Genomic DNA, 22,663 nt, shown 5'->3' with positions numbered 1-22,663 from the left:
GTACGATAGCGGTAATGCTAGAAGAAAGGCTTGATGCCGCTTGGTGCGCGGATGCGTGCTCGAACAACAGGCCGAGGGCTGCTCAGCTGCCTTCCTGGTCGTTCTGGATGGTCAGGTAGGGCACGCGGTGGGTGTGGTCGGAGGCCGGCCGGATTTCCTCGAAGTGGTCCTCGAACAGGGCCTGCAGCATGCCGTCCTTCAGGCCGATGTCGGGCACGAGCATGTCCTTGGCGCCCGACCATTCCATGGCCGAGAGGTAAATCTGCCCGGCCGGCACGATGACGTCGGCGCGGTCGGGGTTGAGCATGAGCAGGTTCACCCGCTCGTCCATGCTCAGGCCGCGCAGGTGGTCGAGGATGGCGGCAATGCGCTTGCGCGGCAGGGGCTGATCCACCGGTATCTGGGCCAGCGAATAGATTTTGTTGATGTTGCCCCCGGTGCCGATGGCGCGGGTGACGTGGAAGCGGCGGGCGTTTTCCTTGACCCACTGTTCCATGCGCTGCCATGTATCTTGCAGGGCCTCGCCGGGCTGCCCGTTTTGCTGCAGCCGGCGGATAGAACCTACCTCAAACGACTGCGAGGCAATCTTCTTCCGGTCGGAGTACAGGTTGAACTCGGTGCTGCCGCCGCCCACATCGATGTGCAGGTAGTGGCGCTTGTCTTCCAGCAGCTGCATGATGACGCGGTTCACGTACGCGGCCTCGGCCTGCCCGTCGATGATCTGCACCTCGATGCCCAGTTCGCGGCGCATGCGCTCGGCAATGGCCTGGCCGTTGTCGGCGGAGCGCATGGCGGAGGTAGAGCAGATCAGGTAGTGGGCCACGTCGTGCACTTCCATCAGCAGCTTCAGCGCGTGCATGAACTTGACGAACTTCTCCTCCTTGGCGGGCGAAATGTGGCCGGTGGCAAACACGTCTTCGCCCAAGCGCAGCGGGTAGCGCACGTATTCCACGCGCTTCAGGCGGTAGGCGCCCTCGTACTCCAGCACGGCGGAAATCTGACAACGGACGGCGTTCGAGCCGATATCAATGGCGGCCAGTTTCAGCAGCGGGTATTCCATGGGCGAAAGGCTAGGGGAGAAGAGAGGCGCAAAGATAAAAGGCCGGGGGGAAGCCCGGCCTTTTCCTGTGTTCGGCATGCCGAATGAATAGGTTGCGGCTCTCTACTGATCGATGCGGAAACCCAGGCCAAACTGCAGCAGCGCGGCCTCCTCCGCCGAGTGCTGCACCGACACGGACAGGGCGAAGGTTTCGTACACCGGCGCGATGTAGAAGCCGCCGCCGTAGCCGCGGTGCCACCCGCCAGCCGCCTCGCCCCGGTAGTACACCTGCCCTTGGTCGTAGAAGCCGAACAGGCCGTAGTAGAAGGGCAGGATGGACGTGTTGGCGTAGCCCAGCGCGAGGCGCAGCTCCGAATTCAGGTACAGCGAAGCGTCGCCGGTGAAGCGGTTGCGCACGTAGCCGCGCAGGTTCTGGCGCTGCCCGAGCTGGGTAAACTTGTAGAAGGGAATTTCGTCGCTGGGGCCGTAGTTCTTGCCGCCGCCGCCCTTCACGGCCAGCGTCACGGGAATGCCCAGGCGGGCGGTGGCCAAGTACTCGGCAAAGGCTTCGGTGAGGCCGAAGGTGCGCTGGCCCTGGTTGAGCTGCTGCCAGGTGGTGTGCTCCCCATACAGGCGCACGCCCCGGCGGGCAAAGAGTTTCCGGTCCCGAAAATCCAGGTCGACGACGGCCCGGCCGCCGAGCAGGCGCTGGAAGTCGGTGTCGGGAACGGGCGTGCCGGGTACGGGTTCCACCAGCGGGTTTTTGAGCAGGCCGATGTAGCTGGTGGAAGCGAAGTCGCTCTGGTACTGCTCGTACACCGGCCCCAGGCGCACGTAGCTCTTGCCGCGGAAGGCCCGCTCCAGGAAGGCCTCGGTCTGGTAGCCGCGGTAGCGGGCGCGGTAAAAGTTGGCGTCGAACAGAGCGTTGTTCTTGCCGGTGGCGTTGCCCAGCCCGAAGAAGTTGTAGAAGGGGAAGAAGTTGCCGTAAGTGGCGCGGGCGCCCGCGTCCCACTTACCGATAAGGTAGCGCCAGCGCACGTTGCCGGTGAGCTGCCGGTTGCCGCCGGTAGTGTACTGCGCGTCGAGGCCGTAGCGCACGCGGTAATCGGGCTTGCGGAAGCCCTGCTTCACCCAGTCGAAGCCGGCGGCCACGCCGAAGCCGTCGTTGCGGTTGTAGAGCAGCCCACCGCGCGGGGCATAGCCGTCGTACTCGAAGGCGCGGCGGTCATAGCGGTTCACGCCCAGGCGCAGGGAGCGGCGGTCGGCCGTGCCCGGGCCGGGCTGCAGATCGGTTTTCGGCACGTCGTACACCTCGGTGCGGCCCCCGCGCGAGTCGTCGCTGACCATGTCACCCCCTTCGCCGCCGATGATGCGCACGCGGATGCTGCGGCGGCCCTGGCCCGTTACCCGGAATACGTCTTTGCCGTCGAGGCCGTAGAGGCGGATGTCGCGGGTTTCGCCCTGCACGAAGGTGCGGTCAAAGAAAGGCGGGCCCTTGGCCGTGCCGTCGTCGGCTTTTTTGCTGACCTGCACGCGCACGTTGCCGTCGGGCAGGCGCTCGACGAGGAAGTGCTCGGCCTTGTTGGAGCCCACCACGTCCACGTCGCGGGCCAGCATTAGGTAGTACGCGACAATGGCTTGGGGAAGCTCCTGTATGCGGCTTTTCAGCTTACGGTTGATGTCCTGGCCCGACAAACCCTGGATTTCCCGCGGCAGCTGGGCCGTGGCCGAATCGATGGCGCCGGGCGTGATGCGCTGCTGCAGGTACTGGCCGATGCGCTGCCAGTCGGCGCGGTTCAGGCCTGGCAGCAGGGCGCGGTCGAGGTGACGGGCCGGCCAGTTCAGGCTTTCCAGGTCGTTGAACTTCGCCTGAAAGTCCTCGATGCTCGGCACGGCCCACTCGCGGTTGGCCACCCAGGTGAGGGCCCCGTTCCAGAGCGTAAACGCCTGGTCCCGGTCGCGCGGAATAGGCTTGAAGATGGTTTTGTTGCCGTCCTCATAGCCGGCCCACTTCCAGTTGTCGTCGTGCTTCCCGAAGTCGGCCACCAGCATGTCGAAGGCGCGGGCCCGGCCCAGGGCTACGGCGTCGACGCGGTTGTCGTGGTCCTTGTACAGCTGCCGGTACATGCTGAAGGAGCGGCGCACGTCCTGGGCACCGCCGAAGCCGGGCAGGTTGTCCTTCTGGTCCCAAGGGTCGTCCTCCAAGGTGCCCAGCAGGCCGGCGTACCGCTCGCGGTAGGGGCCAAGCTGCTGGTTGTCGGGCAGCACAAACAGGCGCGGCCGGGCGTGCAGGATGTCGGTGCGGTCGAGCAACGGCGCGATGACCAGCGCCGAGTACGGGTTGGCCGTAGGCGTGATGTCGCGCAGAATATCGGCCGCCACCGAGCCGCGCAGCTCCGGCGGCAGGATTTTGGTCACGTCCTTGTCCACCGAGCGGAAGGTGTATTCCGAAGAGTCGGCCGCAATCATCTTGAGCGAAGTCGTCTGGCGGCCACCGCCGCGCCCGGTCGGCCGCAGGCCGCCTTTTTCGGTGTTCAGATCGAGCACCGACACCGTTACCGGCTGCGTCCACGACGAGCGGTACAATGGGCCCATCAGCGCCTGCTGCAAGCCGTGCGCCCGGTACTGCGGGCCGGGGGTGACGGTCGCCGTCGGGCCGGAAGTGGCCGCTGGCCTGGAGGCCGCAGGGCCTTTGGGAGCCGCCGGGCAATCGGGCAGAAAGGCGTTGGTCGGCGTCGCGGGGCTGCTGGGCAGGCAGGCCGACTGGAACAGCGTCGCCGTGAAATCTTCCCGCGCCGTGCTGCCCCGATCGAAGCGCAGCATCACCGTTTTCACGGTGCCGTCGGGGTAGTAGTCAAGGCGGGTGTAGCCCGCTTCCGGCGCATTATAGAGCGAGCGGGCGTTGTTGCCCACCGGTTCGGTGTGGGCAAAGGAGCCGCTGACTAGGTGATAGTTGCGCTCAAACGGGGTCAGCTGCAGGCTGAAGTCGTGGGCCGCAGCGTAAACGACGCCGGGATGCTCCTTGAGGGTGCTCAGCAGCGTTTTCTTAAACGCCTGGTAGCCCGGCGAGGCCATGTCGCGCGGGGTGCCCACGTTCTGCCGGTACGCCGCGTTGATGGTGCCGAAGATGGGCGGCGAGAGGTGGCGCTTCAGGGGCTGAAAGCCGCCGTAGGTGCCGTTGCTGAGGGCCGGCTGGTGACCCACCAGCAGCACGTTGCGGCCTTTGGTATCGTCGATGACGTCCTGCAGCTGCTCGCGAAACTCCTCGGCCGACATGGTTTTGCAATCGGTGTCGGGCGCCTCGGGCCGGTCGAACGGGTGGCTCCACCAGGGCGTGTTCAGGGCCACCAGGCGCACCAGCGGGGCCACGTCCACGATTTCGGGGCCGGGGCAGCCGTTGCTGGGAATAAACGCGTTCTGCCCGCCGAGCTGCTGCTCGATGTACTTTTCCAGGCGCCGCACGCTTTTCTGCCCGTCGCGGCCGGAGTTGTTCCAGTCCTTGTCGCCGGGCACGAAGTATATGCGGCCGTTGGGCAGGCCGCGCACCAGGGCCAGCAGGGCGTTGGCGCGCGTTTCAAGGCCGGCGCGGGTGGTGTCTTGCTTGTCGGACAGGCCCTCGTTGCCGACGATGTCGCCCAGGTGCACCACGGTAAACGGGGTGGTTTCCTGCTCCAAGGTGCGGCGTAGCGCCTGCAGACGGGCTTCGGGTACCGGACCGGCCGTATTGCCCAGCAGGTACACGTGATGGGCCGCCGGAACTGATTGCGGACGGGCCGGTAGGGCAGCCGTCAGCAGTAGGCCTGCTAAGACTAGCGGGCGGTAGAAATAGCTCATTGAGTAGGGCAGAAGGGCAGAAAGCCCCGCGGCTGTGGCACCGGCGGGAGTATCCGCTCCTACGCGAAAAAGCCTCCTGCGGATTACCCCGCATTAAGCAACATTTAATGGGCTATTGCCCCGCTTGGGTCAGCAGCTCATGCACCACGCGCGGCACGCCCACGGTAGCCGGCTCCACCACGAAGTGCAAGTCGGTGCGCCGCGACACGGACGGCTGGCTGGGGTCGATGACGTACAGCGTCCGGCCGGTGGGCAGGTAGTGCAGCAGCCCCGCGGCCGGGTACACCTGCAGCGAAGTGCCCACCACCAGCATCACGTCGGCGGTGGCGCATTCCTCGGCGGCGCGCTCGATGAGCGGCACGGCCTCCCCAAACCAGACGATGTTGGGCCGCAGCTGGTAGCCCCGCTCACACTGCTCCCCTAGTTCAATCCGGTCGCCCGGCAAGGGGTAGACCAGCGCTTCGTAGCGGCTGCTGCGGGCCTCGTTCAGCTTGCCGTGCAGGTGAATGACGCGGCTGGAACCCGCCCGCTCGTGCAAATCGTCCACGTTCTGCGTCACGATGACCACTTCGTAGGCCTGCTCCAACTGCACCAAAGCCTGGTGGCCGGCATTGGGCTGAGCCCGCCGGGCCGCCGCGCGGCGCTGGTTGTAGAATTCGAGCACCAGTTCCGGATTGCGCGCCCAGCCCTCCGGCGAGGCTACGTCTTCCACCCGGTGATTTTCCCACAGGCCATCGGCGGCCCGGAAAGTGGCAATGCCACTCTCGGCCGAAATACCGGCGCCCGTCAGCACGACTACTTTTTTCATGGCTTGAAGGTAGCGCAGAGTTCGGTTTTCCCGCACGGTAGCCCACCATCAAGCGCCAGCAGCTGCCTCGTTGGGGCCGCTTACCGTTGGGCTACTGCCAGCGCTTCAGGTGCGCCGCCTCGAACTCCCACTCCGGGGTAGCCACCACACGGGCGTTGGCGTCGATGCGAAACCAGGCGCCCAAGCGCGGCGCGGCATCGTTGCGGAGCACATGCATGTTCTGGGCGGGCATGTAGCTTTGGGCCAGCAGGGCGTAGCGGGCTTTGGTCGCTGCGTGTTCGGCCACATCGAGCACGATGACCGCGTGGCCGGGCGAGCCGCCCTGGACGAACACGTCGCCGGGCTGCATGTCGGCCAGGAGCACCGGGCGCAGTTCCCGGCTCAGCGAAAGGGAGCCCGCGTAGGTAAAGATCTGATCGAGGTAGCGGCGCAGCGCGGCGTGGTCGGGCTTTTCAACGGGCCGGGCGGCGGGCAGCACGTCCTCGCCCTGCACCCGAAAGCCCTGGCCCTCCACCCAGTCGCCAAACCAGATGTCGTGGCCGCTGGTAAGGTGAAAATGGATGGTGCGAAAGTTTTGCGTGAACTGGTACTCGGCCCGCAGGCGCATCACGGCGTCGGCGCACTGCTGCAGGTCGCGCGCGCCCGTATCGAGGTCGAGCACCGCCGCGTGTACCGTCTGCGGGTTTTTCAGCTGCCCGTTGTAGAGCCGCACTGCCGTGCCCGGCGGGCGCAGCGGGAGTCCGCGCAGCCAGTGCCCGAAGCTACCCGGCGGCACGGCTACGCGTTGGCAGCCCGCTGGTGGCGCAAAGCGCGCGGCCAGCGCCGTTTGGGGAGCGTAGGCCCGCGTGAGCCAGGCGTAGCGGGGCGCCGCCGGTTGCGGGGAGGCCTGGACAAACCGGGAAGTCACCGGTTGAGTCGCTGGGATAGGAAAAAAGCCGAGACTGGCCGCCAGTGACCCGAGGAATATAGACTTATGCATAGGCTGCTATGAACGGATCAGCCGCCTGTTTTCGTGCACGCCGGTTGGTCTGCCAACAAGGCTTCAGCACTGGTCTGCGCCCGCTGGCTGCACCACCCCCGGCGCGTGGCGGTTGAGCGTAGCCTTGTGCTGACGCCAGTCGGGCATAAACTGGTCCATCAAACCCCAGAAGCGGGCGTTGTGCAGCCGCTCGTGCAGGTGCACCAGCTCGTGCACCACCACGTACTCCAGGCATTCCACCGGCTTCTTGATCAGCTCCAGGTTCAGCCAGATGCGCCGGGCGCGGATGTTGCACGTGCCCCAGCGCGTCTTCATCTGCTTGACGCCCCAGGCCGCCGCCTCGGCACCCACCACCGGCTGCCAGCGCGCCAGGAGCGCCGGGACCTGCTCCTTGAGCCGGGCCCGGTACCAGGCCTGCAGCGCCAGCGCCCGTACCTCCGGGGTGCTGGTCGCAGGAGCGTACAGGTCCAGGTACGGCTCTTCGCCTAGCTGCACACGCATCCGGCCTTCGGGCTGCGCATGCACCCGCAGCTGGTAGGGGCGGCCCTGGTAGTAGTGCGTTTCGCCGCTCAGGTAAGCATATTCCAGCGGCAGGGCCTGCGCGGCAAAGCGCGCCTGGTGCTTTTCAATCCAGGCGCGCCGGGCCAGGATAAACGCGTGGATGGAGGCTTCGGGCAGGCGCAGGGGCGCGGCAATGCGAACCCGGCCGTGCGGCGGGTATACTGTTACGCGCAGCGTCCGGATCGACTTGCGCACGACTTCCACGGCCAGGCCGTCGATAAGAACCGTTTTGCTCATGCCAACTTCCTCCGGCAAATCAACAAGAAAAATAGAAGGGAGGCCAGGGCGCTTATTCTGCCTCGGCTGCAGCCAGAATCTTCAGCGCGGTGGGGTAGAAGCGGGTAGTGGTGCGTTTGCCGAGCAGCTTGTCGAGAAACACGGTCGACGCGGGCGCGCGGCCCTCCAGTAGGTGCCAGACCACAAAGGCTTCCCGGGTGGGCGTGACGTGCAGCAGCTCCAGATCCTGCCTGGGCGAGCGAAGCGGCAGTTCCAGGTCCGTAGGAGCGGGGTCGGTGAGCAGCATTACGCAGAGGCGCATGTCGGGCGTGACCGTGAGCTGCGCAAACGGGTTCAGGGCCAGCAGCTCACGCAGCTCCGGCACCGTGCGCAAAAACACCGGCACTTCGTAGCCCAAAGCCTGCCGCAGGTGCTGCTCAAGGCGCTGGGTAAGCGCGGCGCGTTCCGGCTCGTCGGAGTCGAAAAACACGTTACCGCTTTGGATGTAGCTGCGCACCCGGGCCAGGCCCAGTTCGGCAAAGAGGCTGCGCAGCTTCTCCATCGTTATGCGGTGGCCGCCGACGTTGATGCCGCGCAGCAGGGCTATGTAAACCATACTTAGGGGGTGGGAAGGGCCGGCGAGCACCGGCCCAACGGAAAGGCGAAGCTACGGAAAAGCCCCGCCGGCAACCGCCGGCGGGGCTTCAGAAATAGGCACGTATGAACAGCTTATTTAGCGGCTTTCTTGCTGCTGCCCGCTGCCTTTTTAGCGGCGGGCTTCTTGGCGGCACCTTCGGTTTTCTTGGGTGCTTTGGCAGCGGGCTCCGCCGCCTTCTTCGCGCCGAAGCGGCCCCGGGCGGGCTTGTCGGGCGTGGCGTCGGCCAACTCGATGCAGCGCTGCAGCGTTAGCTCCTGGGGCTCTTCGCCCTTGGGAATCTTTACGTTTTTGCCCGCCGCCACGATGTAGGGCCCGTACTTACCATTTACCACCTGCACGTCGGCGCGGCCTTCGCCTTCAAAGGACTTGATGAGCTTTTCGGCTTCCTGCTTACGCTTGGCGTTGATGAGCTCCACGGCTTCCTCGGCCGTTACGGTGTGCGGGTCCTGGCCCTTGGCCAGCGAGTAAAACTTGCTGTCGTGGCGGATGTACGGCCCGAAGCGACCCACGGCGGCGGTCATGTCCTTCTCCTCGTACTGGCCCACGTTGCGCGGCAGCTTAAACAGCTCCAGCGCATCTTCCAGCGTCAGGTTCTCGATGAACTGCCCCTTGCGCAGGTTGGCGTAGGCCGGCTTTTTGGTTTTGTCCTCGTCCATCTCGCCCAGCTGCACATAGGGCCCGAAGCGGCCGAGCTTGGCGTAGATTTTCTCGCCCGTTTCCGGGTGCAGGCCAATTTCGCGGGTCGTGCCCACGTCGGCGCGCTCTACTTCCTTGCCGCGCTCCACGGTTTCGTGGAAAGTGCCGTAGAAGCCTGAAATCATTTCCTCCCAGCTTTCCAGCCCGTCGGCAATGCGGTCAAACTCGTCCTCCACCTTGGCCGTGAACTGAAAGTCCACGATTACCGGGAAGTGCTCCACCAGGAAGTCGTTCACCACCATGGCCGTATCCGTCGGAAACAGCTTGGCTTTGTCGGCGCCGTACGTTTCGGTTTTTACCTCGGTGTCAACGGTGCTGCCGTTCAGCGTGAGCACGTGGAACTTCCGCTCCTTGCCCTCGCGGGTGTCTTTCTCGACGTAGCCGCGCTTCTGAATGGTCGAAATGGTGGGGGCGTAGGTCGACGGGCGGCCGATGCCCATTTCCTCCATCTTTTTCACCAGTGAAGCTTCGGTGTAGCGGGCCGGCGGTGCGGAATACCGCTCCGTGGCCGAAAAGCGCTGCAGCGGCAGCGGCTGCCCCACCGACAGCGGCGGCAGCCCCCGCGAAAACGACGACTCGCCGTCCGTGGCTTCGTCCTCGTCCTTCGACTCGGCGTAGGCTTTCAGGAAACCCTCAAACGTGATGACCTCGCCCGTCGCCGTGAGCAGCGTGCCCGGCTGGGTGCTGATGGCAATGGTGGCCGTCGTCCGCTCAATCTGCGCGTCGGCCATCTGCGAGGCCAGGGCGCGCTTGCGAATCAAATCGTAGAGGCGCTGCTCGGCCGAATCTTCGCCGGCTTTTACCAGAGAGAAATCCGTAGGGCGAATGGCTTCGTGAGCTTCCTGCGCCGAGGCGGCTTTGGTTTTGTACTGGCGCGTGTGGGCAAATTCCTCGCCGTAGCTGCGCGTAATCTCGTGCTTGGCGCCGAGCAGGGCTTCCTGCGAGAGGTTCACCGAGTCGGTACGCATGTAGCTGATCTTGCCGGCTTCGTAGAGGCGCTGGGCCACGCTCATCGTCTGGGCCACCGAGAAGCCCAGCTTGCGCGAGGCCTCCTGCTGCAGCGTGGAGGTGGTGAAGGGCGGGGCCGGGGAGCGTTTGCCCGGCTTCTTCTCTAAGGAGTCGATGGTGTAGGCCGCCCCGGCGCACCGGGCCAGGAAGCTTTCGGCTTCTTCGCGCGTCTTGAGGCGCTGCGGCAGCTCGGCCTCCAGCACGGCCCCGTTGCCGGCGTCGAAGCGGGCCACCACGCGGTACGCCGACGACACCTTGAACTGGCTGATTTCCCGCTCGCGGTCCACCACCAGGCGCACGGCCACCGACTGCACGCGGCCGGCCGAAAGACCAGTCTTAACTTTTTTCCAGAGCACCGGGCTCAATTCGAAGCCCACCAGGCGGTCCAGCACGCGGCGGGCCTGCTGGGCATTCACCAGGTTCAGGTCGATTTCGCGGGGCGAATCGATGGCGTTCAGGATGGCGTTCTTCGTGATTTCGCGGAACACAATGCGCCGCGTCTTCTCGTTGGTCAGGTCCAGGGTTTCGGCCAGATGCCAGCTGATGGCTTCGCCTTCGCGGTCATCGTCACTGGCCAGCCACACCATTTCGGCTTCCTTGGCCAGCTTCTTCAGTTGCGCAATGACTTCCCGCTTGTCGGGCGACACCACGTAGGTGGGTTTGAAGCCGTTTTGGATGTCGATGGCGTTGTTGTCTTTCGGCAGGTCACGGACGTGCCCAAAGCTGGATTTCACCACGAAGTCTTTGCCAAGATATCCTTCGATGGTCTTGGCTTTGGCGGGTGACTCCACTATGACGAGATTCTTGGCCATAAAATCGGGGTGGGTATCAGTAGGGCGCTAGGCGGGAATGCTCGGCGGCGAGAAGAAACAAAAAAACGCGGCGAAACGTTGAAAGCGGCCGCAAAGATGAACGAATAATCCAACTAGACCGTTCGTCCGCCGCTAGGCACCTAGCAACGCGCTGGCTAGGTCAGTAGTTTCGGCTGTCCGAAAGTATTGCGAATCAGCCAGCTCCTGCCCCCCAAAATCCTGTACCGACATTGAAAAGAATATATAGTAGCGCGCATCCGATGCCGTTTGCTACTTTTGCCGATACCGCCTGCCGTGTCCGGCCGGCAACCCCTCGCCCTCACCGCGCTTTGCCGCGCTTCGCATTCCGCTTCTATGGCCACCGGTAAGACCAGCAAATCTGCTACGACGCCTACGCCCTCCGACGCTAACCAGTCCGAAACGAACGCCCCGCTGCCCCGCAACGGTGCTTCCGGGGCTCCCGTGCGCGTCACCTCGGACCTGACGCGCAAACGCGGCGTGGCCCGCGGCGTCGCCATGGACGCTCAGGACCCGGACTACGTCAACGAGCAACTCAACCGCGTGCTCTACGCGCTCGACGCCTTTAAGAAAGGCGACATCTCGGTGCGCCTGACCAAGCAGAACGACGACATCTTTGCTGAAATCGCCGAAGCCTACAACTCCATGGTGGAGATGATCGGCGGCGTGGGCGGCGAGGTGTCGCGCATTTCTAAGGTGGCCGGGGTAGAGGGTAACCTGAAGGCGCGAGCCTCCGGCGAAAACGCCACCGGCTTCTGGCGCGACATGATCAACAACATCAACGGTCTGGTGGACTCCATTGCCGTGCCGGTGTTGGAGGTGGGCAAGGTACTCAAGAACATCAGCCGCGGTAACTTGGACGAGTCGTTCCAGATTCCGGTATCCGGCGACTTTAAGTTGATGGCCGAAACCATCAACAAAACCATCGACAACCTAAACGTCTTCGCCAGCGAAGTAACCCGCGTGGCGCAGGAAGTGGGTACGGAGGGTAAACTCGGCGGCCAGGCGTCGGTGCCGAACGTGGGCGGGGTGTGGAAGGATCTGACGGACAACGTGAACACGATGGCCTCGAACCTGACCTCGCAGGTACGAGACATTGCCAACGTAGCTACGGCCGTAGCCCGCGGCGACTTGAGCCAGAAAATCACGGTAAATGTGAAAGGTGAGCTTCTCCAGCTCAAGGAGAACCTCAACCAGATGGTGGACTCGCTGAACCTGTTCGCCGGCGAGGTAACCCGCGTGGCGCAGGAAGTAGGCACCGAAGGGAAGCTGGGCGGTCAGGCCGTGGTACCGGGCGTGGGCGGCGTGTGGAAAGACCTCACCGACAACGTAAACAACATGGCCGCCAACCTGACCAGTCAGGTGCGCGACATTGCCAACGTGGCCACCGCCGTAGCAAAGGGCGACCTTTCGCAGAAGATTACGGTGGATGTGAAAGGCGAGCTGCTGCAACTCAAGCAGAACCTCAACCAGATGGTGGACTCGCTGAACCTCTTCGCCGGCGAAGTAACCCGCGTGGCGCAGGAAGTGGGTACCGAAGGCCGCCTCGGCGGCCAGGCCAACGTGCCCAGCGTGGCAGGCGTGTGGAAGGAACTGACGGACAACGTGAACACGATGGCCTCGAACCTGACCTCTCAGGTACGTGACATTGCCAACGTGGCTACGGCCGTAGCTAAGGGAGACCTGACCCAGAAAATCACCGTTGATGTAAAGGGCGAGCTGCTGCAGCTGAAGCAGAACCTCAACCAAATGGTGGACTCGCTGAACCTGTTCGCCGGCGAGGTAACCCGCGTGGCACTCGAAGTAGGTACGGAGGGTAAGCTGGGTGGCCAGGCCATTGTGCCGGGCGTCGGTGGTGTGTGGAAAGAGCTGACCGACAACGTAAACAACATGGCCTCGAACCTGACTTCTCAGGTGCGAGACATTGCCAACGTGGCTACGGCCGTAGCCCGCGGTGACTTGTCGCAGAAGATGACGGTAAACGTGAAGGGGGAAATCCTGGAGCTCAAGAACATCTTGAACCAGATGGTGGACTCCTTGAACATCTTCGGTGACGAAGTAACCCGCGTGGCTCGCGAGGTGGGTACGGAGGGTAAGCTCGGCGGCCAGGCCGTGGTGCCCCGTGTCGGTGGTACCTGGAAGGAACTGACGGACAACGTGAACACGATGGCCTCGAACCTGACCTCGCAGGTGCGAGACATTGCCAACGTGGCTACCGCCGTAGCAAAAGGTGACCTTACGCAAAAAATCACGGTAGATGTAAAAGGCGAACTGCTGGATCTGAAGAACATTCTGAACCAGATGGTGGACTCCCTGAACATCTTCGCCGGCGAAGTAACCCGCGTGGCCCGCGAGGTAGGTACCGAAGGTATCCTCGGCGGCCAGGCCAACGTGCCGAACGTGGGCGGGGTATGGAAAGACCTCACCGATAACGTGAACACCATGGCTTCGAACTTGACGAGCCAGGTGCGCGACATTGCCAACGTAGCTACGGCCGTAGCCCGCGGCGACTTGAGCCAGAAAATCACGGTAAATGTGAAAGGTGAGCTTCTCCAGCTCAAGGAGAACCTTAACCAGATGGTGGACTCGCTGAACACCTTCGGTGACGAAGTAACCCGCGTGGCCCGCGAGGTAGGCACCGAAGGGAAGCTGGGCGGACAAGCCAACGTGCCGAACGTTCGGGGTACCTGGAAGGAGCTGACGGACAACGTAAACACCATGGCCGCGTCGCTGACCTCGCAGGTACGTGACATTGCTAATGTGGCAACGGCCGTAGCCCGCGGTGACCTCAGCCAGAAGGTAACAGTAGATGTAAAAGGTGAGCTGCTCGAGCTCAAGAACATCCTGAACCAGATGGTGGACTCGCTGAACGTGTTTGCCGGCGAAGTAACCCGCGTGGCGCAGGAAGTGGGTACCGAAGGCCGCCTCGGCGGCCAGGCCAACGTGCCAAACGTGAGCGGGGTATGGCAGCTGCTGACCGACAACGTAAATCGGATGGCAGCAAACCTGACTACCCAGGTACGGGGCATCGTGAAGGTAGTAACCGGCGTATCGCAGGGTGACCTTACCCAAAAACTGACGCTGGAAGCCCGCGGCGAGGTGGCCGATCTGGCCGAAACCATCAACCGCATGGTGGACGACCTGAACCGCCTGGCGCAGGAAGTGTCGCGTGTGGCCCGCGTAGCCGGGGTCGAAGGCAAGCTGACCGAGCGCGCCACGGTAACGGGCGTGTCGGGTTCGTGGAAAGACATCGTTGACACGCTCAACGACCTGATCGAATCCATTGCTTCGCCGGTACTTGAAGTATCGCGCGTGGTGCGGGCCGTGTCGGAAGGCGACCTGACCCAGCGCGTGGAAGTGCCCACCGCCGGTGACATCTACGCCATGGCCATGGCCCTGAACGCGGCCGTGGAAAGCCTGAACGAACTGCTCGCCGAAATCAACGATTCCTCGCTGATCGTGGGGGCTTCGTCGGAAGAAATGGCGCAGAAGGGCTTAGAAATGAGCCGCGTGACGGTGGACGTGTCGTTGGCCATGCAGCAGATGGCCGAAGGGGCCCAGAATCAGGCAATGAAGACCGACCAGGCCTTCAAGCTGATCGAGGAAATCATGACGGCTACCAAGGAAACGGCCAACAAAGCCGACGTGGTAAACAAAGCCGCCATCCTCGGGGAGCAAACCTCGCAGCTCGGTCTGAAAACCGTGGCGGAGGTGGTAAAGAACATGGAAGAAATTTCCAGCGCTTCGGCCGGTACCGCCCGCACCATCGACGTACTGTCGGTTCGCTCGCAGGACATTTCCAAGTCGCTGGGCGTCATCACCGACATTGCCGCCCAAACCAACCTGCTGGCGCTGAACGCGGCCATCGAAGCCGCCCGCGCCGGGGAAGCCGGTCGTGGTTTCGCGGTGGTAGCCGAGGAAATCCGCAAGCTGGCCGAAGGTTCCCGCAAATCGGCCAACGAAATCAATACGCTGGTAGAGGACGTGAAAAAAGACACGGCTTCGGCAGCAGCGGCTATTTCGACCATGGAAGGCCGCGTATTGAAAGGGAAGAACGCCACGTTCGAGGCCAGCTCGGCCTTTAAGAACATTGCCACCTCGTCGGGCGAAATTCTGCGCACTTCCCGCGACATTCTCACGGCTACCGAGATTCAGAAGACCTCGATCGGCGACGTGGTGAAATACGTGGAGGAAGTGGTAGCCATTGCCGAGCAGACGGCTTCGGGTACGCAGCAGGTGGCCAGCACGGCCAAGCAGCTGAGCTCCTCCATGGCCGAGCTGACGGCCTCGAGCCAGAAGCTGACCGATATTGCCGACGACCTGCAGGTGGGCCTCTCGGCCTTCCAGCTGATGGACCACATGGCCGAGGACGCGTACTACTACGAGCCCGAGCCGCCCGTGCGTCCGTCGCGCCGTCAGCCCATGGCGCAGCCGCAAGAGGCAACCGCGCGTCCGGTAAGCCGCATGGCTCCGCGCCCGGTGGCGCCCGTTGCCACGCCGCGCCGTCCGGCCCGCCCCGTAGCAGCTCCGCGTCCGGGTAGCAACGGCAGCGGCAACGCTTCGAGCGCGCAACCCGCGCCGGCTCGTCCGGTTCGCAAGGCGGCGCCTTCAGAGCCGACGGTGCCCACGCCTCCGCCCCGCAAAGCGCCCGCCCGCCGGGCCTCCGAGGTGACGACCGATAAGCCGGCCCCGCAGGCAGATAACCAAGCGGCCACCCAACCAACGCCGCCGCCGCGCAAGGCCCCCGCGCCCAAGCAGCGTAAGCAGAAGTAAGCCATGCCACGGCCCGGCCGGGGTAGCCGGCCGGACCGTAGTATTCTCCTAGATAATCCAGCGCATGCCTGACAATACAGCTGCCGCCGAAAAGAAGGTATACAAGTCGGAGGTGCCCGTGCAGCTCATCGTCTTCCAGCTAGGGGGCGAAGAGTACGGCATCCGTATCGAGCAGGTGAAGGAAGTCACCCTGACTCCGGAAATTGCGCGCATGCCCAAGACGCCGCGTTTCGTCAAGGGCATTGCTAACCTGCGCGGCGACATCATTGCCGTCATTGATCTGGAGGAGCGCTTTCGGTTGCGCGCCCCGAATAATGATCCGGTGACTGGGGTAACCTACACTATGGCCCTAGAGGCCAAGGATTACACCATCGGCATCATTGTTCGTGAAGTGCCCCAACCCCTGTCCATTCCGGCTTCGAACATTGAAAAAGCGCCGGAGTTTATCCAGGACCTGAACATTCACGACAAGTACATCGAGGGTATCGCCCGGGTGGACAACCGCATTATCATCGTGCTGGACATGCTGAAGCTGCTCACGCCCGAAGAAATCATGCAACTGAAACCCAAAGCCACATCTTCCACCGCTGCCGAGCGTAGATAGGCCCGGTATTACGCCTTTTCCCTCTTCGCTCACCTTTCGACCGCACCCTTATGAAAAACCGCATCCTCATCGTAGACGACTCGTTCTACATGCGCACGATGCTGAAGAATATGCTCACCGACGCCGGTTACGACGTGGTGGGCGAGGCAGCCAACGGCCAGCAGGCCCGCGAGCTGGCCACCGAAACCAAGCCCGACCTGATTACGCTCGACGTTATTCTGCCCGACAATACCGGACTGGAAGTGCTGAAAGACATTCGCCAGGAACTGCCGGACGTGAAAATTGTGATGTGCTCGGCTGTAGGCCAAGAGGTCATCGTCAACGAGGCTTTGGAGAGCGGAGCTGCAGCCTACATTGTGAAGCCCTTTTCCGAGGATAAGGTGCTTGAAATTGTGGGTGGCGCGTTGCAAGAAAGCGGAGACGCCCCGGCCTAACTGCACTTGCCAGCCTCCCGCGGAGGCCGATTCCCGACGGCGTAGTTGCCCGCGCCGGCTCATTACCTGTTTCTCTTTCGCTTCGCTTTGTTTACCACCCCGGTACTGCCTGCTCCCCTGACCATCCTGCTCGGCGATATGCCGGGTCTGATGCGGTTGGCGCTGTCCAAAGTGCTGCGGGCCGACGCGGGCGTGGAGATTGTAGGCAGCACTGCTGGGCCAGACGACCTGATTGCCCTGGCCCGGCGGCTGCGGCCTGATCTGGTGATTACCGGTGAGCAGCCCGCCCCAAGCATGAAGCGTCTGGCCCAGTTTCACCGCGGCCCCGTGCTGCTGTACGCCGGGCAGCCCTTGCGAACGGCCGAGCTGCGCGACGCCGCTCAGTGGGGCGTATACGACCATATTGGCCCCTTACCCGCCGCTACGCACCCGGATTACGGTTTTGCCCGCCGGGACTTGTTGCGTAAAGTGCATTACTCGCGGGCCATTGCCCAGACAGCACTGGCGCGACCGAGCAGCGGTGTCGGCATTGGGTTGGGTGGGCATTTGCTGAGCACGGTGGCCCGCGGCGTGGTCGTCATCGGAGGCTCTACGGGCGGAGCAGCCGCGGTGGAGCAGGTAGTGCGCGGCTTGCAGCCGGGGCTGCGCTGGACGGTTGTAGTGGCGGTGCACCTACCGGCGGTATTTACTGCCTCGTTGGTGGAGCGCGTACGCCGCGCCGCATCGTTGCCGGTAGTAGAGGGGCACTCCGGCCTGCGCTTGCAGGCCGGGCAGATTGTGGTGGTGCCCGGTGGCCGCAACTGGGCCGTGCGGGGCGAGGTCGGCCAGCAGTTGTGGCTGCAAGCCGCCAACGAGCCGGCCGTCAGCCTCGACGAGCCCAACATCGACTTGCTCATGATTTCAGCGGCTCGTGCCGCCGGGCCACGTACTTTGGGCGTGGTCCTGACCGGGTTGGGCTCAGATGGCACCGCCGGAGCGGCAGCCATTCGGCATTTCGGGGGGCAGGTAGTCGTGCAGAACCAACAATCGGCGGCCGTTTTTGCCATGCCCAAGTCCGTAATTCAAGCTGGGTATGCCTCCGCCGTGCTGCCGCTGCCGGATATTGCCCGTTTCGTTAACAGCCACGCGCAGCCGCTGCGGCTGACTGTGCTGCCCACGCGGGTTTCCTCCCTTATTCGTTCGTACCCCGCATGAAGTCGCGCGAACAGGAATACCGGGAGTTGTTCATGGCCGAAGCCTTAGAGGCCTACGACGCCATGAGTCAGCACATGTCGGTGCTCGAAAAGCGCCCCGAAGACGAAGCCGCGCTCAACGAGCTGTTTCGTCTGCTGCACAACCTCAAGGCCAATGCCCGGGCCATGGGCTACAACGAAATTGGGGAGGTGGCTCACCGCATGGAGACCATCTTCGGGCAAATCCGCAGCAAAGAACGGCCCTTTGCCGGTTCCATGGTGCCCGTGCTCTTCAGCGGCATCGACGTGCTTGGCGGCATGATCCGTGCCGTGGGCGCCAACCAAACGCCAACCGAAAACCGGCCGCTCATTGAGAACCTCGACCGCGTGATTGAGGGCGATGAGCCGGTACTGGTAGACGACGAAACGTCGGGCACCGAGGAAGATGCTACGCGCAAGCTGGAGCTGTCGGACTTGGTGTACATCCCAATCAAGAAGCTGGACCACCTGCTCAACCTCGTCGGCGAGCTTATCATTGACCGGGACCGGGTACTGACGCTGGCGCAGGAAATCGGCGACACGACGCTGCAAAGCGTGACGGCCCACCTGAGCCGCCTGGCCGACGACCTGCAGTATTCCGTGATGGATGCCCGCCTGGTCGGCGTGGGTGCACTCTTCAATAAATTTCCGCGGGTCGTGCGCGACGTGGCTACGGCCGAGCAGAAGCAAGTGGAGCTGACCATCAGCGGGCAGGATATTCAGATTGACCGCAACATCCTGCAGATCATCACCGACTCGCTGCTGCACCTGGTGCGCAACGCCATCGGCCACGGCATCGAAACGCCGGACGAACGGGCCGCAGCCGGTAAGCCGGAGGTGGGCCAACTCACGCTATCGGCGCAGACGGACCGCGACACGGTGCTCATACGCATCAGCGACGACGGGCGCGGCATCGACGTGGAGCGGGTGCGGCGCAAGGCCGTGGAGCGCGGCGTGCTCTCGCGCGACGCGGCCAACCGCCTGAATGAGGGCGAAGTGTACAGCCTGTTGTTTGACGCCGGTTTTTCCACGGCGGAGCAGGTAACCGAAATTTCCGGGCGCGGCGTGGGCCTCGACGTGGTAAAGCTGGCCATCGACTCGCTCGGCGGGCAGGTGCGCGTGGAGTCCAAAATTGGGGCGGGTACCACGTTCAGCTTGGTGCTGCCCACTTCCATCGCCGTGAAAGGCGCGCTGCTCTTTGAACTGGAGGGGCACCCGTACGCGCTGCCGCTGATGCACACCGACTCGGTCGTGTCGTTGCAGCCGGAAAAGCTGCACATCGTGGGCGGTACGCTCCTGGCCAAGATGCTGGCGGAAAACATTCCGGTGGTGCGACTGGCCGACTTGCTCGCCGACAACGAGGAAGTGCTGTTGCCCGCCAACCGCACAAGCTTGGTGGGGGCGCAGGACATCATCATCACCCAGTACAACGGCCGCAAACTGGGGTTGATCGTCGACCGCTTCCTGCGCCAACAGGACATTGTAATCAAACCCGTGAGCCAGCCGCTCGACATGATTGACTTGTTCGGCGGGGTCACCTTACTCGGCAGTGGGCAGGTATGCCTGGTACTCGATGTGCCGGCCCTGACACGCTTGTTTTTAGCCCGCCGCCCATGATTTTCGTAATGCCAACCCCGGGTCGCTGCCGCGTTGCCGCCGGCCTGCTTCCTAACTGAACCACCCGTATGGACCTGTACATGAATGATCTGGAACGGGACATCATCCGCGAAATCCTGAATATCGGGCTGGCGCGGGCGGCCGACTCGTTCGCGGCTATTGCCCAGGAACGGGTACTCCTGGAGGTGCCCAGCCTGGAGCTGGTGCGCGCCCACGACATCCTTAACCTGGTCAATAAGTACCAGAACAGCCACGTGGTGGTGCAGTCGGACATCAAGGGCGACTTCAACGGCACAACGCTCATGTTCTTCTCCGGCCAACACGTGCAGCGCCTCTCCAAGGTGTGCCTGCGCATGAACGTGTCGGAGTCGCTGGATGTGAACGAGATGCAGGAGTCGCTGCTGCTGGAAATCAGCAACATCATCACCGGCGCCCTCGTCACGCAACTGGCTAACATTCTCAAGGCCAAGATTTACGGCGCCCCGCCGCGCGCGCCCAAGGGCGACCTGGCGCACTCGCTCGACAACCTGCTGCTGACCCACCCGAAGATGCAGCCGCTCATCTTTTCGGTTATCACGCAGTTCTCCGATCAGAACAGCAACGTGGAGCTGCCGCTGATGCTCTTCTTTGACCGGGAAACCTTCGACAAAATTCTGAACATCATCCGTACCTACGACCTGCCCGGTAACGGCCTGCCCGCTTAGGGCAGTTTGTGTTGTAGGCCCGTTCGCCCGCTTGCCATGCACGACCCGATTGCTCTTTCGCTGCAACAAAAACTTACCAATTTCGATCCGAATGCCGTCGGCGACACGTCGGGCGGCCTCTTTGGCCTGCCTTTCACGGTAGACGAGGCCCAGGTGGTCGTCGTGCCCGTGCCGTGGGAGGTAACCGTTTCGTACCGCGCCGGCACGGCACAAGGGCCGGCCGCCATTGCCGACGCCTCGGCGCAGGTGGATCTGTACGATCCGGACATTGCCGATGCCTGGAAGCTGGGTTTGGCCATGGAGGACGTAAGCCCGGAGTGGGAATCCGAAAGCCGGGAGCTGCGCGAGCTGGCGGAAGGCTATATCGGCTGGCTGGAAGATGGGCAACCGGCTGAAACCGCTGGGAAGTTTTCGGCAGTTACCGCCAAAGTCACCCAGCGCGGCCAGGCGCTGCTGGAATGGCTAAAGGCCAAAACCGGCGCTTACCTCGACGCTGGGAAGGGCGTGGTGGTGCTGGGCGGCGACCACAGCACCCCGCTGGGCTACATGCATGCCCTGGCTGAGCGCCACGAGGAATTCGGTATTCTGCAGATTGACGCGCACTGCGACCTGCGCCCGGCCTACGAGGGCTTTCAGTACTCGCACGCCAGCATCATGTACAACGCCCTGCAACTGCCACAGGTGAAAAAGCTTGTGCAGGTGGGCATCCGCGACCTGTGCCAGCAGGAAGCCGACGTCATTGCCCAGTCGGGCGGGCGCGTGGTGATGTTTCACCACCGCTTCCTGCGCGAGGGCATGTACGAGAAGAAATCTTGGAAAAAGCAGTGCGGCAAAATCATCGCGCAGCTGCCCCAGAAAGTATACCTCAGCTTCGACATCGACGGGCTGGACCCCAAGCTGTGCCCCGGCACCGGTACCCCCGTGCCCGGCGGGCTGGAGTTCGAGGAGGCGCTGTACCTGATTCGCGCCGTGGTGCGCTCGGGCCGCCAGATCATTGGCTGCGACCTGAATGAAGTAGCGCCCGGCGACACGGACTGGAATGGTAACGTGGGCGCCCGTCTGCTCTACCAGATGGCCAACTGGATGGCCGTGTCGCAGGGACGCCTGACGGCTTCGGGAATTGAAACCGTCTAGATACCGCCAAGCAACGGCTTTTTCGTATAGTTGCCCGTCGGCACCCACTGGGGAGCCGGCGGGCAATTTGTTTTTCTCCTTCTTCCAAACACCTCGTCGCTCCCTATGGGCTTCATTCTGAAATTCATCCTCAGCGCCATCGTCGCCTACGTGCTGACCAAGGTGCTGCCCGGCGCCCACCTCGACGGCTTCACCGACGCGCTGCTGCTGGTGCTCGTGCTCGGCGTGCTCAACGCCATTGTGAAGCCCATCCTAAAGTTTGTCGGCTTTCCCATTACCATTCTCACGCTGGGCCTGTTCCTGCTGGTCATCAACGCCATCATCGTGCTGCTGGCCGACTGGATTCTGCCCGGCTTCAAGGTCGACGGCTTTTTGTACGCGCTGATCTTCAGCATCGTCCTGACCTTGGTGACGTCCGTAGTCGATATGATTGTCGACTAAGTAAACGGTCGTATTTCCCACAAAAAAGCCCGGCACCGCGATGGTGCCGGGCTTTTTTGTGGGTATGGGTGCTACTGTTGCAAGGCCATTCGACGCTGGCGCCAGCGCCGGATCAGCCAGAAGAGCGCGCCGCCGACCAGCAGCAGCGGCCAAAGCGACACCAAGCCGATGCACAGGCCTGTGACGAGTTGCCAGCCGTCGTAAAAAGCCTCGACCACGCGGCTGCCGAAGGAAATAACCGGGGCGTCAGGGGCGGGCAGGGCCAGCGGCTGGTAGAGCTTCAGGGTAATGGTGGAGTAAGCCACCTGGTCGTTCAGGGCCTTGAAGCGGCTTTCCGCCGACTCAATTTCCTCGCGCACCTGACCGATTTTGGCCTCAATTTCCAGCACCTCGCTCACCTTTTTGGCCTGGCTCAGCAACCCGATGTAGCGCTGCTCCAGGGCGCGCTTGGTGCGCAGGCGAGCGGCCACATCGGCGTGCTCAACTGTCACGTCTTCGGAGGTCAGGGCCTTGCGCTCCACGGTGCCGAGGGCAGAAAGGCCTGTCAGCAGGGTGGTAAACAGCTCGGGGCGCACGCGAATGGTCATTTCCTGCCGCCATTCCTCGTCGGAGCGGGTTTGGGCCGCGGCACCCACCCAACTGCCGCTGCGCCGCACGACGCTGTCGACGCGAGCGGTAGCGCGGGCCAGGTCGCGCACTTTGATGCGCACGTCGGCCTTATAAATGAGCTGCCGGGACGTGGGGCTTACCGGCACGGCCGCCGGGCCGCTGCCACCGTCGGCCAGGGCATCGGACTGCTCGGCTTTGGCGGCCCCGGAAATCGGCGCGCATTCCAAGGCCGGTGCCTCCAGCATTACGGCCTGATCGGCCACAGCCGGCGCTGCTTCCTTATTGTTGCTGCAATTCCCTAGCAGCAACCCTAACCACACCAAGATTCCAGGTAGCTTATTCATGGCAATACAAGGGTTAGATGAATGTAAGCGGATAACGATGGTTCGCTGATTTCCTTTTGCAACGGCCTAACGCGCAAACAAAAAGCCCCGCCGGTAGGGGCTTGTCCTTACCCAAAACTGAGAAGAGCGCCGGCCGATAGGTCGGCGCTCTTTTTGGTGTTAG

Annotated in this window: 16 protein-coding genes; 8 read left to right on the top strand and 8 right to left on the bottom strand. The window is 63.2% G+C overall.

What is annotated here, in order from left to right; all coding sequences use genetic code 11:
* Window positions 1-82: 82 nt before the first annotated feature.
* The 7 genes from ACYVKQ_RS22800 to topA form a co-directional block, all read right to left on the bottom strand.
* Window positions 83-1,060, bottom strand: coding sequence for a Ppx/GppA phosphatase family protein (locus tag ACYVKQ_RS22800; protein ID WP_460677685.1), 978 nt, complete (start codon window positions 1,058-1,060; stop codon window positions 83-85).
* Window positions 1,061-1,162: 102 nt separating this feature from the next.
* Window positions 1,163-4,873: a hypothetical protein gene (locus tag ACYVKQ_RS22795; RefSeq protein WP_460677684.1), complete on the bottom strand. Its 3,711-nt coding sequence runs from the start codon at window positions 4,871-4,873 to the stop codon at window positions 1,163-1,165.
* 112 nt (window positions 4,874-4,985) lie between these two features.
* On the bottom strand, window positions 4,986-5,681 hold the full coding sequence (locus ACYVKQ_RS22790) for an SIR2 family NAD-dependent protein deacylase (protein ID WP_460677683.1): 696 nt from the start codon (window positions 5,679-5,681) through the stop codon (window positions 4,986-4,988).
* Window positions 5,682-5,772: 91 nt separating this feature from the next.
* Window positions 5,773-6,588, bottom strand: a complete 816-nt coding sequence (locus ACYVKQ_RS22785) for a DUF4846 domain-containing protein (protein WP_460677682.1) — start codon at window positions 6,586-6,588, stop codon at window positions 5,773-5,775.
* 135 nt (window positions 6,589-6,723) lie between these two features.
* The gene (locus tag ACYVKQ_RS22780) at window positions 6,724-7,458 is read right to left on the bottom strand and encodes a M48 family metallopeptidase (RefSeq protein ID WP_460677681.1); all 735 of its coding nucleotides are present in this window, start codon (window positions 7,456-7,458) and stop codon (window positions 6,724-6,726) included.
* 52 nt (window positions 7,459-7,510) lie between these two features.
* Window positions 7,511-8,053: a DUF1697 domain-containing protein gene (locus tag ACYVKQ_RS22775; protein ID WP_460677680.1), complete on the bottom strand. Its 543-nt coding sequence runs from the start codon at window positions 8,051-8,053 to the stop codon at window positions 7,511-7,513.
* 113 nt (window positions 8,054-8,166) lie between these two features.
* Complete coding sequence (topA, locus tag ACYVKQ_RS22770; protein ID WP_460677679.1) at window positions 8,167-10,611, bottom strand: type I DNA topoisomerase; 2,445 nt, start codon at window positions 10,609-10,611, stop codon at window positions 8,167-8,169.
* 354 nt (window positions 10,612-10,965) lie between these two features.
* Here topA and ACYVKQ_RS22765 point away from each other — a divergent pair, with 354 nt between their 5' ends.
* From ACYVKQ_RS22765 to ACYVKQ_RS22730, 8 genes are all read left to right on the top strand, one after another.
* Entirely contained in the window at window positions 10,966-15,402 is a 4,437-nt protein-coding gene (locus ACYVKQ_RS22765) for a HAMP domain-containing protein (protein WP_460677678.1), read from the top strand.
* A gap of 64 nt (window positions 15,403-15,466) precedes the next feature.
* Window positions 15,467-16,006, top strand: coding sequence for a chemotaxis protein CheW (locus ACYVKQ_RS22760; protein ID WP_460677677.1), 540 nt, complete (start codon window positions 15,467-15,469; stop codon window positions 16,004-16,006).
* 50 nt (window positions 16,007-16,056) lie between these two features.
* The gene (locus ACYVKQ_RS22755; RefSeq protein ID WP_460677676.1) at window positions 16,057-16,440 is read left to right on the top strand and encodes a response regulator; all 384 of its coding nucleotides are present in this window, start codon (window positions 16,057-16,059) and stop codon (window positions 16,438-16,440) included.
* 87 nt (window positions 16,441-16,527) lie between these two features.
* Window positions 16,528-17,634, top strand: coding sequence for a chemotaxis protein CheB (locus ACYVKQ_RS22750; RefSeq protein WP_460677675.1), 1,107 nt, complete (start codon window positions 16,528-16,530; stop codon window positions 17,632-17,634).
* Complete coding sequence (locus ACYVKQ_RS22745) at window positions 17,631-19,268, top strand: chemotaxis protein CheA (RefSeq protein WP_460677674.1); 1,638 nt, start codon at window positions 17,631-17,633, stop codon at window positions 19,266-19,268. Before ACYVKQ_RS22750 ends, ACYVKQ_RS22745 begins: the two co-directional genes overlap by 4 nt.
* Window positions 19,269-19,336: 68 nt before the next feature.
* A complete protein-coding gene (locus tag ACYVKQ_RS22740; protein ID WP_460677673.1) occupies window positions 19,337-19,972 on the top strand; it encodes a chemotaxis protein CheC in 636 nt (211 codons plus the stop codon).
* 36 nt (window positions 19,973-20,008) lie between these two features.
* On the top strand, window positions 20,009-21,106 hold the full coding sequence (locus ACYVKQ_RS22735) for an agmatinase family protein (RefSeq protein ID WP_460677672.1): 1,098 nt from the start codon (window positions 20,009-20,011) through the stop codon (window positions 21,104-21,106).
* 105 nt (window positions 21,107-21,211) lie between these two features.
* Window positions 21,212-21,547, top strand: coding sequence for a phage holin family protein (locus ACYVKQ_RS22730; protein WP_460677671.1), 336 nt, complete (start codon window positions 21,212-21,214; stop codon window positions 21,545-21,547).
* Between the two features lie 71 nt (window positions 21,548-21,618).
* Here the strand turns inward: ACYVKQ_RS22730 and ACYVKQ_RS22725 are convergent, their stop codons facing one another.
* Window positions 21,619-22,500 carry a DUF4349 domain-containing protein gene (locus tag ACYVKQ_RS22725; protein ID WP_460677670.1) on the bottom strand — a complete coding sequence of 294 codons (882 nt, stop codon included), beginning with the start codon at window positions 22,498-22,500 and terminating at the stop codon, window positions 21,619-21,621.
* Window positions 22,501-22,663: the final 163 nt, after the last annotated feature.

Source organism: Hymenobacter coalescens (assembly GCF_054783195.1).
This window is presented reverse-complemented; position numbering and strand designations above follow the sequence as displayed.